Source organism: Mucilaginibacter sp. 22184 (assembly GCF_052045695.1).
GTDB lineage: Bacteria > Bacteroidota > Bacteroidia > Sphingobacteriales > Sphingobacteriaceae > Mucilaginibacter.
In genome coordinates, this window is the sequence record NZ_JBQEPI010000001.1 from 505,965 (window position 1) to 520,907 (window position 14,943).

General features: G+C 44.4%; 15 protein-coding genes and 1 pseudogene. 8 read left to right on the forward strand and 8 right to left on the reverse strand.

Annotation, left to right across the window (positions count from 1 at the left end; translation table 11 throughout):
* Positions 1-626: 626 nt before the first annotated feature.
* Positions 627-1,667 (reverse strand): ATP-binding protein, encoded by a 1,041-nt coding sequence (locus ACTJKG_RS02050; RefSeq protein WP_440738203.1) that lies wholly within the window; start codon positions 1,665-1,667, stop codon positions 627-629.
* Positions 1,668-1,734: 67 nt separating this feature from the next.
* On the opposite strand from ACTJKG_RS02050, the gene ACTJKG_RS02055 reads away from it, so the two are divergent.
* Positions 1,735-2,181 (forward strand): SDR family NAD(P)-dependent oxidoreductase, encoded by a 447-nt coding sequence (locus tag ACTJKG_RS02055; RefSeq protein WP_440738204.1) that lies wholly within the window; start codon positions 1,735-1,737, stop codon positions 2,179-2,181.
* Between the two features lie 33 nt (positions 2,182-2,214).
* Here ACTJKG_RS02055 and ACTJKG_RS02060 read toward each other — a convergent pair whose 3' ends face one another.
* The 7 genes and pseudogenes from ACTJKG_RS02060 to ACTJKG_RS02090 form a co-directional block, all read right to left on the reverse strand.
* On the reverse strand, positions 2,215-3,108 hold the full coding sequence (locus ACTJKG_RS02060) for a helix-turn-helix domain-containing protein (RefSeq protein WP_440738205.1): 894 nt from the start codon (positions 3,106-3,108) through the stop codon (positions 2,215-2,217).
* Complete coding sequence (locus ACTJKG_RS02065) at positions 3,102-3,866, reverse strand: SDR family NAD(P)-dependent oxidoreductase (RefSeq protein WP_440738206.1); 765 nt, start codon at positions 3,864-3,866, stop codon at positions 3,102-3,104. The genes ACTJKG_RS02060 and ACTJKG_RS02065 overlap by 7 nt, the downstream gene beginning before the upstream one ends.
* A 399-nt stretch (positions 3,867-4,265) precedes the next feature.
* Positions 4,266-4,340 (reverse strand): annotated as a pseudogene (locus ACTJKG_RS02070) (SnoaL-like domain-containing protein); the annotation flags it as partial.
* 103 nt (positions 4,341-4,443) lie between these two features.
* Positions 4,444-5,874: an MFS transporter gene (locus tag ACTJKG_RS02075; protein ID WP_256541311.1), complete on the reverse strand. Its 1,431-nt coding sequence runs from the start codon at positions 5,872-5,874 to the stop codon at positions 4,444-4,446.
* Positions 5,875-5,919: 45 nt separating this feature from the next.
* Positions 5,920-6,498 (reverse strand): TetR/AcrR family transcriptional regulator, encoded by a 579-nt coding sequence (locus tag ACTJKG_RS02080; protein WP_256541310.1) that lies wholly within the window; start codon positions 6,496-6,498, stop codon positions 5,920-5,922.
* Between the two features lie 163 nt (positions 6,499-6,661).
* Positions 6,662-7,576, reverse strand: a complete 915-nt coding sequence (locus tag ACTJKG_RS02085) for a helix-turn-helix domain-containing protein (protein ID WP_256541309.1) — start codon at positions 7,574-7,576, stop codon at positions 6,662-6,664.
* 75 nt (positions 7,577-7,651) lie between these two features.
* Positions 7,652-8,449: an SDR family oxidoreductase gene (locus ACTJKG_RS02090; protein ID WP_256541308.1), complete on the reverse strand. Its 798-nt coding sequence runs from the start codon at positions 8,447-8,449 to the stop codon at positions 7,652-7,654.
* A 352-nt stretch (positions 8,450-8,801) separates the two neighbouring features.
* Here ACTJKG_RS02090 and ACTJKG_RS02095 point away from each other — a divergent pair, with 352 nt between their 5' ends.
* From ACTJKG_RS02095 to ACTJKG_RS02125, 7 genes are all read left to right on the forward strand, one after another.
* Entirely contained in the window at positions 8,802-9,374 is a 573-nt protein-coding gene (locus tag ACTJKG_RS02095; RefSeq protein ID WP_256541307.1) for a peroxiredoxin, read from the forward strand.
* A gap of 157 nt (positions 9,375-9,531) precedes the next feature.
* Complete coding sequence (locus tag ACTJKG_RS02100) at positions 9,532-11,526, forward strand: cytochrome c biogenesis protein CcdA (RefSeq protein WP_440738207.1); 1,995 nt, start codon at positions 9,532-9,534, stop codon at positions 11,524-11,526.
* A 10-nt stretch (positions 11,527-11,536) separates the two neighbouring features.
* Positions 11,537-12,007, forward strand: coding sequence for a thioredoxin family protein (locus ACTJKG_RS02105; protein WP_440738208.1), 471 nt, complete (start codon positions 11,537-11,539; stop codon positions 12,005-12,007).
* Positions 12,008-12,011: 4 nt separating this feature from the next.
* A complete protein-coding gene (msrA, locus tag ACTJKG_RS02110; protein ID WP_440738209.1) occupies positions 12,012-12,647 on the forward strand; it encodes a peptide-methionine (S)-S-oxide reductase MsrA in 636 nt (211 codons plus the stop codon).
* Positions 12,647-13,165 (forward strand): peptide-methionine (R)-S-oxide reductase MsrB, encoded by a 519-nt coding sequence (msrB, locus tag ACTJKG_RS02115; RefSeq protein ID WP_440738210.1) that lies wholly within the window; start codon positions 12,647-12,649, stop codon positions 13,163-13,165. Before msrA ends, msrB begins: the two co-directional genes overlap by 1 nt.
* A 95-nt stretch (positions 13,166-13,260) precedes the next feature.
* Entirely contained in the window at positions 13,261-13,851 is a 591-nt protein-coding gene (locus ACTJKG_RS02120; protein WP_440738211.1) for a DUF308 domain-containing protein, read from the forward strand.
* Between the two features lie 49 nt (positions 13,852-13,900).
* A complete protein-coding gene (locus tag ACTJKG_RS02125) occupies positions 13,901-14,899 on the forward strand; it encodes a hypothetical protein (RefSeq protein ID WP_440738212.1) in 999 nt (332 codons plus the stop codon).
* The last annotated feature ends 44 nt before the right edge of the window (positions 14,900-14,943 follow it).

Consider the following 14,943-nt stretch of genomic DNA (forward strand, 5'->3'; position numbering starts at 1 on the left):
CGTTGATCCTGGATTTAATTTTTTCGATTGCTACGAAAAAGCCTGCCCCTAAGGTATGTCGTTAACTAAGTAAAAATGTTTTCGCTGAGTGATTTACCGAGAAAGAACTGTTGTAGATGGCTAGCCTTGTTTTCAAAAATGCACAGCACATCATTAATTTTCTACCGATCGTACATTTGCATCCTCGGCTTTTGGCTCCAATAAAACCATTAAAATTTCTCCTATTTAAACTCCCTGAAATGAAAAAAGGCAACAACCATGATTAGTTATTGCCTTTTAAGTAGCCCGTAGGGGAATCGAACACGATTCTTAACCAATTGGCTTACAATATTTTATATGGTTTAAAATTGGCTACGCACCGAATTACCAACCATTTTTTGATGCAGATTATTTTTATTTGCAAATCTTACTTTACGAAGATACAAAATATTGAAGACCCTAACAATTGTAACGTGACAAAAAGACCATATTATGCGACCTTTAAAACAACTCACCACATGAACCCATTGGTTTTAAATTTACAGGTAAAGACAGGTAGTTATTATTTTTTATAACGACATTAACTTGCTGTTCCAATTTGGAAGATCAAGTTAATAATGCAGCTTAACGCCTAATTAAAATATTCTTTATTCTGAAACATTTTTCCAGCTGAGCACATTATACTTTGTTCTTTTTTCATTTTCAGCGCCACCATAGATCAGTGTTTTATTTACTTCGGCTGGAGCAGCAATTCCTTCAAAACGATCCATTTCTTTAAATAAACCGGGACTAATGGTTTGAGTTGCCTTGATCTCATAAATGGAAAAGTCTTGCCCTTTTGTCATCAGCAGATCAACCACATGGGCATTACTATCCTGCCAGAAATAATAATCCTGATGCAGGTATAAGTGATGATTCTTTTTTTGATATTCAGCCAGTATCATATTCTCAAATATGTGCCCTTTCAATCTATTCTCTTCCAGTTCTTCAGGTGCTCTAATTCCTAACAAATGATTCAACAATCCGGTATCATAAAAATATAATTTAGGGCTTTTGATCAAACGCTTATTGAAATTTTGATGATAAGGCTGTAAAAGAAATATAATGTAACTGCTTTCGAGTATAGATAACCATGCTTTGGCTGTGTTATGGGAAATGTCACATTCATTAGCTAAAGCGCTGAAATTTAACAATTGCCCTGCACGCCCCGCACACAAACCTAAGAATATTCGAAAAAGTTTCAAATCCCTGATATTCATTAATTCTGTTACATCTTTTTCTATATAGGTTTGAATGTAATTGGCGTAAAAAACAACAGGGTCAATATCCCGATCGAAGATAGCCGGATAGAAACCCTTAATGCAGGTTTGGGTATAGGAATCTGCTAATAAGCCACTGCGCTTTAATTCGGTAAAGTCCAAAGGGAGTAATTTGAATAGGGCTACCCTGCCAGCCAGGGTCTGAGTAATACTATTTAATAAGTGAAAATTTTGTGAGCCCAATAGAATGTATTGTCCCATTATTCTGGATTCATCAACCCTGCTCTGTATATAAGAGAATAAAGCAGGAGCCCGCTGCACCTCATCCAAAATAACTTTCTGATCATATTGATTCAAAAAAGCAATAGGATCTTCTAATGCGAATGAGCGTGTATTTGGATTTTCCAATGTTACGTGGATAAACCACAATATATTGACCCCTGTCGGCCGATTTTACTTTGCCCCCTTTCTATATATTGTAACCAAGTAGTTAGTAATGCAGACAAAATTGGCGAAGAGGGGTCAATCAAAATGTTTTTTCCACAATGTATTAGGCGTTGCACATACGGTAAGAACGGTGCTGCCCCACATGGGGAATGGCGGGAGGATCATTACGATCGGCTCGACCGGCGCTGACCGCTCACCCTACCCGGGAATCGGCGAATACACCGCAACCAAGGCAGCACTTGCGGCTTATACACGCAGTTGGGCGCGCGATCTGGGTCCGCGAAATATCACCGTTAACATTATACAGCCCGGCCTGATCAATACCGACATGAACCCTGCAGATGGGCCTTTCAGCGGTCATATGTTACAAGCAGTTGCACTGGGGCGTTATGGAGAGCCGGAAGATATCGGAAAGGCGGTAGCCTTTTTAGCCAGCAATGACGCACAGTATATTACGGGCACAACATTAAATGTAGACGGAGGGCAAAATGCCTGATATAACAGCAGCGCAAATGCGCTCCCGCCAGCATCAATTAAATGAAGCCCGAAATTCAAACGGGCTCATCTTCGTTTTCATCCTGAACAGCCGGCTAAAAGACTGCGAATGCTCAAAGCCGAGCGCATAAGCGATCTCCGCAATGGACAGGTTAGTAGTACTCAATTGTTCCTTAGCTTTTTCGATCAGTTTTTCATGGATATGCTGCTGGGCGTTTTGCCCGGTGAGCGTGCGCAGCAGGTCGCTTAGGTAGCTGGGTGAGATCGCCAGCTGGCCGGCCAGTTCCTGCACAGTTGGAATACCCTGCTGCGCATCGATGCAGTGAGCTAATATGCTTTCAAACCGTTGGAGCAGGTCGGTATTCACCGCCTTTCGGGTGATGAACTGACGTTTGTAATAACGGTTACTATAATTCAGCAACAGCTCTACCTGGCTGATCAGCACGTCCTGGCTAAGTTCATCAATGGGTAAAGCCAGTTCGGTTTCGATAGCTTTCAGCGTGGTTAGAATCGTGTTTTTCTCTGCTTCCGACAAATGTAAGGCCTCGTTGGTGGCATAGTTAAAAAAGCCGTACTGCCTGATCTTTTTCGCCAGCGGATAACCCAGCAGGAAATCGGGATGAATGAACAGGCTGTAACCGGCATAAGGCCCATTGTGATCGCTGCCGCCCATGAGCTGGTTCGGTGCGGCGAACAGCATGCCACCCTCGTCAAAGTCGTAATAGCCTTGCCCGTACTTGACTTTACCGCTTAACTTTGGGGTAAAGGTGATCTTGTAAAAACTGGTGATCACCGACTCACTTCCGAAGTTCACTTCGATCCTGTTGTCGATACCGTTGATGACGCTGATCAGCGGGTGCAGCGGTTTCGGTAAACCGAATGCCGCATGCACCGCCGATAAAGAATTGAACTTATAGGGTGTTACCATGGTATTTGCTCATTTTCCCAGCGGGTATACGTGCCTGACCGTTCCTCCGGTCCGAACAAGGCAACACGTACCACCTCGCGGGAGCCGTCCTCGATCGATTCGGTTCCTTCAAAACCGTTGAGGGCAGTACTCGTAAATCCGGGCGATACTAAGTTAACTTTTATGTGCGTATTTTCCAGCTCCAGCATCATCGCCAGTGTGATCCCGTTCAGCGCGGTTTTCGATGCGGCATAACCGGGGCCGTAAACACCACGGTAAGGAAAGGCCGGATCGGCGTTGAGGGTCAATGAGCCGACACCGCTCGAAACATTCACGATACGGGCGTCTTTCGATTGCTGCAATAAGGGTAGCATGGCCTGGTAGACCGCCAGAACGCCGAATACATTGGTTTCCCAAATGCTGCGGACCTCATTCATAGCAATATTGCTGGCCTTGCTGATCCTGGCATACTCCTGTAAGGACAGATCGCCCTTGCGGGTGTTGGAGATCGCCGCATTGTTGACCAACAGGTCTAAATACCCGTATTCTTTAGCAATACGAACGGCCGCCGCTTCGATTGAACTTTGATCAGTTACATCGATCTGGATGGCGATGGCTCCGTCTCCCAAATCCTTTGCTACCGCTTCTCCTTTGGCCAAGTCGCGCGAACCCAATAATATGGTATGACCTGCCGCCACTAATTTTTTGACGACTTCCAGGCCTACGCCCTGGTTAGCCCCGGTAACCAGGGCCAAGCGTCTTATTGTTTTGTTTTCCATGGTACAAAGTTCCGTAAACGCGGTGTCAGAATTGTAACCGAACTCTGGAAAGGTGTAACCGATTTGGGTCAAATGGTACGCCAGGGCAACGTTCTCAGCAAACGACTAAGCAGTTCCGGGAATCTAATGATGGCCGTAAACCAAACTAAGACTTCGATGCCCGTCGGCAATAAGATGTTTTGCTGGCGGAGCGATTCGTTTGCCATTTCAGAAAGAGGTGGTCACGGCTTTCGGAATTTCCAGTAATGGCTGCTAAAATTCCAACGGTTTATTATCCACAGTTTCACCTTTGGTATTTTCCAGGTGTTTTAAAGTAATTTGATATTGATGGGTTTTCTTTTTGGGTCATATTATGATTTTTCAATCGCATTTATTTAATTAAAAATTAGTCCAAGCGCTTTAGGAGTTAAAAGAAAATTGTTCAAAAACGATTTTTCCATCTTTCACTTGATAAACAGCAATTTCATCCTCCTGGCGCCTGCTTCTTGACGATGAGCGATTCCATCTATTGTAATGATAATTGTATTAGATGATTTTCATTTGAGATATAGAATCCTGGCGCTATATTATTTCTACACTATCGTTTCCAGCATAGCATCGCTGCCACTACTAAAGAAAGTGCTATAGCTGAAGAAGCTATACCAAAGCTAAACTGAATTTCTGCTGCGCTCGCGCCATCTGGCGCAAGTGTAAAGAAAAGCCCCCCAATCAACGCAACGAAAACAGCAGCGCTTATTTGAAAAGTGGCAGTTACCAGACCTGCCGCCAGCCCTGAAAAGCGTGGATCGACCTGGTCGACGTTCAGGCGCACCAGTGCCGGTACGGCAATCCCTTGTCCGAGCCCTATAATAAAGAGCGGTAGAAAAAGATAGGACATGCCATCGTTTAGGGAAAGGATAGCAGCGAAGATCAGTCCGGTGACTTCAAGGATCATTCCGAAGGCTGCTGTGCGGGAACCAAGTCGGCTAACTACATAAGAGCTGCACCATGGACCAAGAAAGAAACCGACTCCCAGCGGCAAAATGGCTAAACCTGTCGCCAGCGTGTCGTGACCCAGGGCACCTTGCTCATATACAGCAAAGATCAGGAAGAAAGAGGCCAGGGCATAAAAAAAGAAGGCTGCGGCCAAATTCTTTCGCAATCCGCTTTTCATGAATAAGGATGGATAGACCAATGGCGAGGCACCTCTTAATTCCTTCTCCTTTTCGTAACGCCAGAATGCTATTAGCAAAGGTATACTTGTTATCAGAAGGATTATGCACCACCATGGCCAGTGATTTTCGCGCCCCTCGATAAGCGGAAGCACGAAGGACAACAGTCCGGTAGCGAGGAATATGGCACCCGGAATGTCTAAAACCTCAGACTTTTCAGCACGATTTTCCCTTAATAAAAGGGAGGCGGCCGGTAGTGCAAGAACGATAACCGGCAAATTGATGAGGAATACACTTCGCCAGCCCAGACCAAACAGGTTAGCTGATACCAGCACGCCCCCCAGCAACTGTCCGGCCACAGAGGCCAGTCCGAAAGTCGCCCCATAAAAGCTAAGTGCACGATTTTTTTCTTCCGCGGGAAAAATAGCATGAATAGATGCCAGCGATTGCGGACCCATGATGGCTGCCGCCACACCTTGTAACAATCTGCCGGCTACTAATACAGCCGGCGACGGTGCAAAACCGCATAAGGCAGATGCAATTCCGAAGCCGAGCATTCCAAAAATGAACACCCTCTTTCTGCCGTATATGTCCCCTAACCTGCCACCCAGTATCAATGTTACGGCGTAAGCAGCAGCATATACGGATACCACCAATTGGGAATCGGCCGGTGATGCGTGGAGATCCTTACGGATAGCAGGCAGTGCTACATTAACAATAAAGAAATCCAGCGGCGGCAATAATGTACCCGTCAGCAATACAGCCAGCGCCATCCAGCGGCGAGGGTCAGCAATATTTCTTTCCATTTTGTGATTTTTAAAACTTGATAAATCTATATCGTTAAGAAACTGTGTCATATTTATATTATAACCAACCTATCGTTCCAAAATAGGTAAAAAAAATTAAGCTTTAATTACACTGATCAAAAAATCAGTCAATTGATATAATCGTTTTTTATCGTTAAAAAGAAGATCGGCATTCCATAGCGATGCGAAACTGGTAACTACAAAATAAGCCAGCAAATTGGGATCCTTCCCGGCAGAAAGGTCTCCTTCTTGTTGAGCCTTGAGGAATAGGTCCTCAAAAAGCTTTATGGAATTATTGGCTTGTTGCTTAAGCATTCGGTTTACATCTTCGTCAATACGGGAAAGTTCAAAAGTTGAGTTGATCGCTAAACACGTTTTGGTATCAATTAAAATAGTCTTAACAACATCCTTGATAATAATAATTGCTGACTCAAGTGCGGACCCTCCTTTATTGGCGGAATCCTGGTAGTTTAATTCTATTTCCTGAATATAATCATGCAGGCACTTCAAAAAAAGGTCATGCTTATTGCCAAAGCTGTCGTAAATGCTACTCCTGTTTATAGCTAATGCGTCCACAAGATCGTTCATGGTCGTTGCCTGGTAACCCTTTTTCCAAAAAAGATCACGGGCTACTTTTAGCTTATCTTGATAGTCAAACTCTTTGTTCCTTGGCATACAGCAAATGTAAAAATAAAAAACCTATCGTTCCAAAATAAATTATGATACAGCCTTTTTGAACGATACTTCGGCATTCAGCAATTAATTGTGTTATAGATATCGAAGGTTAAAGATAGCCTACCGTATCCGATTTGGCATTGAGAGTTATTTGAAGCAATACTTAATTAAAATGCGCTCTGAATTCTAAAGGCGAAAGATTGGTTTTTGATTTGAAGAATTTGCTAAACGACTGCGGGTGCTCGAAACCGAGCTGAAAAGCAATTTCACCAACCGTAAGCTCGCTGATTGTCAATACCTCTTTGGCTTTCTCAATCAGCTTAATATGTATGTGTTGTTGAGTATTGTGCCCGGTTAGCGTCCTGAGCATATCGCCTAAATATTTCGGTGATATATTGAGTTGATCTGCAAGGAATTGAACAGTCGGTAAACCTTGGTTCAACGCCGTTTTATCATGGAAATAAGTATCTAATATGCTGTCAAGTTTTGCCAGCATGGCGTTATTGATAGGCTTGCGGGTAATGAACTGCCGCTTATAAAAACGCTGACTATAATTTAAAAGTAACTCAATCTGTGATATTAATACATCCTGACTGATATCGTCAATCGCGGTTTCCAGCTCGTCGTCGATATTTTTAGCAATTCCGTTGATGATGGCGCTTTCTTTAGCCGACAAGTGTAGCGATTCATTCACTGAGTACGAAAAAAAACCGTAATGTTTGATTTTTGTATCCAGCGGATATTGACGCAAAAAGTCGGGATGGATCAGTAAGGTAAAACCCAAACTGGAGTCGGCCGTTGCTATGGCAGTTAGTGGTTGCCCGGGCGAGGTAAAGAACATGCCCCCTTCCTCGAAATCGTAAGTAGTTTGTCCGTATCGCATCCTGCAACCCGCCGATTCGTTATAAGTGATATTGTAAAAATTCATCACAAAAGGATCTGCCAGCATCTCCCTGGTTATTTTTATTTTACTATAATCCAGCATGCTGATCAAGGGATGCAATGGCCGCGGTATACCGAAAACACGCTGCATCTCTGGGATAGAATCAAATATCCTGAGCTTATTTCTGTTTTCCATGGATAGTTATTGATCATTAATGCCGGTAAATATGCCTAAAGATATCTACCGGCAATGTAAATTTATAATGGGCACTTATAAGGCAAGCATTTGTTTAATGGTTGCCCTGAAAGCTTCATCACCACCCGCAAGGCGCCGTGCATACAAGTCTTTTGCATCCTCACCACAAACGTATCGTAAGGTGTCCTGGCCATCGGTGGCGGCTCCGTAAACAACGGCCGCGATCTGTTCTGCAGTTGTAACGTTATCGCCATGCATGATAGCTGCCATGAATTTGTTCATTATGGTTTCATAAGCCGGGTGAGGAACGATTACCGATCGATCACCGATCTCGGTTGCTACCAGGCCCGGCTCGATTGTTTTGATGCCAATGCCAAACTCAGCTAATTCATAAGAAAGGCTTTCGCTCCAACCTTCCAGTGCCCATTTGCTGGCATCATACATCGAGCTTACCGGAAATCCCATCAAGCCTGCTGAAGAACCTGTGGTAATAAAAAGCCCCGACTGTCTTTTTCTGAAGTATGGAATGAATGCCTGTGTTACACGAACTACCCCCAGAAAGTTGGTTTCCATCTGCGCAACCAATTGTTCATCTGTTATGGCTTCCAGCACTCCGAGTAAAGCATAACCTGCATTATTGAATACAACATCTATATCACCTAATGCCAGCGCTTTTTCCACGGTTTCGGTAATCTGCCGGATATTTGTCACATCCAGCGGAAGTAAAGTCACGTTTTTCAATAGATTTAATTCTTTCTCATTTTCCGGCTTACGCATAGTTGCAATAACATTCCAACCCTTATTTGCAAAATATTTGGCGGTAGCCTTTCCTATACCTGCTGATGCACCGGTGATAAAAATTGTTTTGGTCATTTCTGATTATTTAAAGTTTGAAATGCAAAACTCATACATTGGAAAGCCATCCTTGTGACAAAATCGGAGTATGTTGTAGCCAAAACGATAACTGTGGCGGATCAAATCACTTTACTCCTTTAACCTTGATTCCCGGGAAAATACCGGAATGATGATCAATAGCTTTTTTGCACGGTTTGCAGCACTCATGGGCATAGCCGTAAAGTCATTTGAATGTTATAATGGATCCTTATACGTGTTGAGCCGAAAGGCAATGAATATTTAATCCTGCTATTTTAACTTAAGTGAAAATTCAAACCCGCAACTCCGCTGACCTTAGCTTCATAAATCATTTAAAATTTATTGAAATAGTATGAAAACAAACTTGAAATCAAAACTATGGATCGGCCTCATTGCGTTAACTGCTTTCGTGGGCCTGAATGCTAATCCTGCAGTAGCACAGGATGCTGCCCCACAAGAAGCCACTACATTGAAACAAGGTGAAAAAGCTCCAGGCTTTACGCTGAGGGATCAGAACGGTAAACCATTTAAACTTGCCAAGTATATCGGCAAAAAGAAAATTGTGGTTTTTTTCTATCCGAAGGATGAAAGTCCGGTTTGCACTAAAGAAGCTTGTGCGTTTCGTGACGCTTACGCCAAATACAATGATGCAAACGCGTTGGTGATCGGGATCAATAATGGCACCGTTGCCAGCCACAAAGCTTTTGCAACTAAAGAGCACTTGCCTTTCACTTTGCTGAGTGATCCTGACAATAAAGTGTTGAACTCGTACGGTGTAAAGGAACAAGCCATCGGTGAAATGAAGATCAGCGGCCGCGAAACATTTGTGATCGGCCTGGATGGAAATGTAGCTTATAGCTTCAGGGATTTTATGAAAGGAGATGAACACTCTAAACAGGTTCTTAGCTATCTGACCAGCAAGTGATATGTGTTTTTGATTGAGTGTAAAGCCGCTTACAGTAATGTAGCGGCTTTTTTTTTGACCGTTTGATTACAACCACATTAACTATAGTGAAAATTATGCCGGTTAGCCTTCGGCAATTTTGTAGCGGCGGCAGCACCGTCCTTAAAAACATCACACAATGAAAAAATTAATTTTACTATGGCTTTGCCTGTTTACACTACAGGCTTTCGCAAAGATAGATACGCCCGTACACTGGAAGTTTGCTTCCACCAAACTGGATCAGAACAAATACGCGGTCTCCTTTACCGCCGATATTGATAAGGGATGGCATTTGTATTCGCAATTCCTGAAAAGCGGCGGACCGGTTCCCACAACTTTTAAATTTGACAAAACATCCGGACTGGCACTGGTAGATAAGGTGACCGAAAAGCCGGAAGCGTTAAGCGGTTTTGACCAGTCTTTTCAAATGATCATACGGTATCATGAACACCAGGTAATGTTTACGCAAATCGTATACACCAAAGATCCGGCTGCACATTTAACCGGTTCTCTAAACTACATGGTTTGCAGCGGTCAAAAATGCTTGCCCCCGAGCGATGTTAGTTTTGATATTCCGGTTAACAGCACAGTGGTGCAGCAACCGGGCAGCCATTCTGTGCAAGCTAACCATATCGGCCAGCATACTTTAAAATCCCCCAGCGTAAAAGCTCCGTCAAACAGTGATCATTCACTTTTGGCTATTTTTCTGGCTGGTTTTGTTGGCGGGCTGGCAGCATTCTTTCTTCCTTGTATTTACCCTATGGTGCCGCTTACCGTATCGTTTTTTACCAAAAGATCGGGCACCCGTTCACAGGGTATCAAGACCGCTATCATCTATGGATTATCCATCATCGCTATTTATGTGGGCCTTGGCCTGCTGATCACCGCAATTTTTGGCGCGTCGGCGCTGAACGAAGCAGCGAGTAGTGCCGCATTCAACTTGCTGTTTTTTGTCATCCTGGTCGTTTTTGCGCTATCCTTTTTAGGCGCTTTCGAGATCACGCTGCCTTCATTTTTCGTTAACAAAATGGATCAAAAATCAGAAGGTGGTGGATGGATCGGTTTGTTTTTCATGGCATTTACCCTCGCACTGGTATCATTTTCCTGTACCGGGCCACTAATCGGGACGCTCTTGGTTGAGGCGGTAAGTAAAGGCACTTACCTTGGGCCCGCACTTGGCATGTTCGGTTTCTCCCTGGCCCTGGCGTTGCCCTTCACCGCTTTTGCCATATTTCCATCGTGGCTGAAAGCTTTGCCAAAATCAGGCGGCTGGCTCAATTCTGTTAAAATTGTACTTGGCTTGCTGGAATTAGCGCTTGCTTTCAAATACCTGACCAACGTTGACCTGGCCTATCACTGGGGCCTGCTTAGCCGCGACCTATTCCTGGTGATCTGGATCATCATTTTTGGTGTGCTTGCATTTTATCTTTTGGGTAAAATCAGGCTCAGCCACGATACGGAGGTTACCTCCATACCGCTGTTCAGGTTATTGCTGGCCATGGTAACGCTGGTATTTACCCTTTACCTTGTTCCCGGCCTGTTCGGCGCGCCGCTTAAGGGCATCAGCGGATGGCTGCCACCACAAAGCACGCAACAATTTGCACTTACAGGTTCCGGAAACGCACCCGGGACGGCGCCCTCAACCGGGCATAAATACGCGGGCCTTTTTCATGCTCCTGATAATATCGACGCGTTTTACGATTACGAGGAGGGGCTGGCCTATGCAAAAAAGATCAATAAGCCGGTGTTGCTTGATTTTACGGGCTGGAGCTGTACCAACTGCCGAAAAATGGAGGCCTCGGTATGGTCAGATCCTGAAGTGCTGAAACGGATCAAAAATGATTATGTACTCATATCCCTTTATGTGGATGACAGAACTGCACTCAGCGAATCAGAAAAGTATACTTCTAAAGTTTCGGCTAAAGCCATCAATACGCTGGGGCAAAAATGGAGTGACCTTCAGGAAGCACAGTATAATACCAACGCCCAGCCCTTTTATGTGGTGCTGGCTCCTGACGGAAAGCCCGCCGCAGAACCCCGCGCTTTTGACCTGGATATTAAAGCTTACACCAATTTTTTAGATCAGGGCATCAACGCGGCAAAAAGAACATCATTAACTCAAAACTTTAATTAACCAATCATATATGAAAAATCAATTGTTCAAATCCCAGCTCATTGCCCTGGGCATAGTAATACTATCAGGTTTTTACGCTTCAGATGTTTCAGCGCAGAAAAAAGAAATAACGCAGGAAATAAAATTTAGTCAGCAATCCTATAAACAGGTATTGGCAAAGGCCAAGGCAAGTCACAAGCAGGTTTTTGTAGACGCTTATGCAACGTGGTGTGCGCCTTGCAAGCAACTTCGGAAAACTACTTTCAAGGATGCCAAAGCATCCGCCTACTTCAATCAGCATTTTATTAATTACAGCGTAGATGTAGAAAAGGGAGACGGTGTGCAACTGGCTAAAACATGGCAGGTGGAGGGCTTGCCTACATTGCTTATCGTTGATGAAAACGGTAAGGTGTTGGCCAATCATACCGGCTTTGTGGACGCTAACGGACTGATGCAATTTGCGCAGGAAGCTACTGATAGTAAAGCGGCTTTAAATAAATAAGCAAATGAAAAGAGCAATTTTGTTATCCGTTTTATTGCTGGCTTTAGGTGTTTCAGCCTTTGCGTGTACACTTACAAAGGAAAGGTATAGTGTAAGTAAAGCAACAAACCGTATGGATACCGCAACCTTTGCATCGGGTTGTTTCTGGTGCGGCGAGGCCAAGTTTTCACAGTTGAAAGGAGTACTAAGAGTAACTTCGGGTTACACTGGTGGCCACGTGGTCGATCCGAACTATGAGCAGGTTTGCACCGGAACAACAGGTCATGCTGAAGCGTGTAACGTGGTTTACGACAGCGCTGTTATCAGTTATAATGAGTTGCTGGAAGTCTTCTTTTTATCTCACGATCCCACACAGCTCAACCGGCAGGGCAACGACGTGGGTACCCAATACCGGTCGGCTATTTTCTATCATAACAAGGCACAGTCTGAAAAAGCCATGTATTATATCCGGAGACTGACTGAACAAAAGATCTATCCCCGAACAATAGTAACGGAGGTAACAGGTTTTACGGTTTTTTACAAAGCAGAAAGATACCACCAGGCATACTATAAAAATCACCCGGAGGCGGGCTATTGCCTTTATGTAATCCAACCGCAACTGGAAAAGTTCAAACACATTTTTAAAGACAAACTTAAATAATGAAAAAGATCCTGATTTATTGCGGCCTGCTGATGCTGACCAGCTTCCGTAGTTTTGCCCAGAATGAAAAATCTGCCCGCGGACACGAGCAGAATCCATGGTACTCCAACACAGATACGGGCAAAGTAACCGTCAGCAACCCAGAATGGAAAAAAGTACTCCCGGCAGATCTGTATGCGGTTGCACGTGAGAAAGATACCGAGCGACCATTTACTGGAAAATATTGGAAAAGTACAACCCGTGGAACCTATTATTGCGCTGTTTGCGGCAACCTGCTGTTCAGGTCGGATGTCAAATTTGCCAGCAGTTGCGGCTGGCCAAGCTTCTACGAGCCCAGCCGCAAAACAGCAGTGCTTTATCATGTTGATAATTCGTACGGAATGCACCGCACCGAAGTACTGTGCGGGCGCTGTGAATCACACCTAGGTCATATTTTTGACGATGGCCCGCCGCCCACCCATAAGCGTTTCTGCATGAACTCCGTATCCCTTGACTTTGAGCCAGATAGTAAGAAGTAATCCTAATGTCTTCTTTCGCTAATATTAACTTAAGTTAAAAATCACCAACGTTTGAGGAGCTAATTTTGATCACACAAACATTAAAACAACATATCATGACATCATTAAATCAATCCAGTTTCAACGTTTCCAGCCAGGCCGCTGAAACTGCCCGATCATTACGCAAGTTATATTTTACACGTGTAGCATTTTCGGTATTGTGGATTACCCTCGTAGTAACTTTAGGAAAAACAAACAATACCCTGGCAACCATCCTGTTTATTATTTACCCGGGATGGGATGCCGTGGCCACATTTTTTGATATCAATGCCAATCCGCCTACCGCCAATAAAACTCCTCAATATGTTAACGCCGGCATCAGCATCCTGACAACTATAGTAGTGATCATTTCCCTGCAAAGCGGGATTCCGGGAGCATTGGTAGTATTTGGAGTCTGGGCATCTCTTACCGGGCTTATCCAGTTTATATTAGGCCTTCGCCGCCGCAAACATTTTGAGGGCCAATGGCCAATGATCATCAGTGGCGCTCAATCGATGTTAGCCGGCGGGTTCATAATCGCTACCGCGCATACACCAAATCAAGGAGTGGCTTCCCTGGCAGGGTATTCTGCTTTCGGCGCATTTTATTTCGCTTTGGCAGCTTTCCGTTTAGGTAAAACCATTAAAGAAGCAAATGCTGCCGCTTAAAGCTTAAAAGCAAGCGGTAATTTTATCCTGTTTATCATCTTAAAAATCTATGAAAATTAAATTGATAGTGATCGGTATGCTTTTTTGCAGCACCGGTACCTATGCTCAAAACATGTTCAGCATGTCCAGTCTGCACCCTGCCGATACCCTTCGCAGCGAATCCCAGGAACAGGCGCTTCGTTATCCTTCGCTCCGGCAGGCTTCGGTTATCGCCGACCTGTTCGGCTCGGGGCATTTTGACTCAAAATTGAACGGTAAGGATTTTTCCAGCGGAAAGGTCCGTACCGCCCGGATCAGTTCTTTCTTTTCCGTACCCATCAGCAGTTGGAACGGTAATGTGATTGGCGCTACTATCTATCATAATGAACAGTTCTTTGATATCCGTGAAGCCGGCAACCAGTTGGCTGCCCCGCGTATCAACACCGGCAATGTGTCAAAAAGCACCCTTGGCCTGTCCCTCAACTTTTCAAGAACGGACGCCATTTTTCATACACCTGTAATTTATTCTGCCGTATTTACCGGGTTATCTGATAACCTGAGTGCCGTAAGAAGGTTCAATTTTAACGGTAGCGTTGTTTTTCCGTTGAAGCGCACGGCTGATGAGTATTTCTCGTTAGGTGCATTGGTACAGATCGATCCTTCAGCGCCCGTTCCGGTTTTGCCTGTAATTAATTATTTCCGTAAATTAAACAGCAGCGGCCTGCAGTTGATAATAGACCTGCCGCAGGGAGCATCGCTGAAACAAGCGCTATCCCCTAAAGCCTGGATTTATGTTGGATCGGCTGCCAATACCTATGCATCATTCTATGCATCCGGTGATCCCGCTTTGCCCAAACGGTTCAGCTACAATACTATTGAGTTTAAAACCGGCCCAGGATTCGAGTACCTGCTGGGCAAATATGTGGTAGTAGGTATTAGCGGGGGCATCAACAGCATCGCTTCGGCCAGAACAATAGCCAAAGGCAGCAGTTATGATGACGCGTTTATTAAAACTACCGGTAAATCAGTTGCCTACGGTGAATTTCGAATCTCGCTATTGCCTTTTTAACACGTGCATATAGCTTGTAAAATATAGCCAGGGCCTACAGCTCT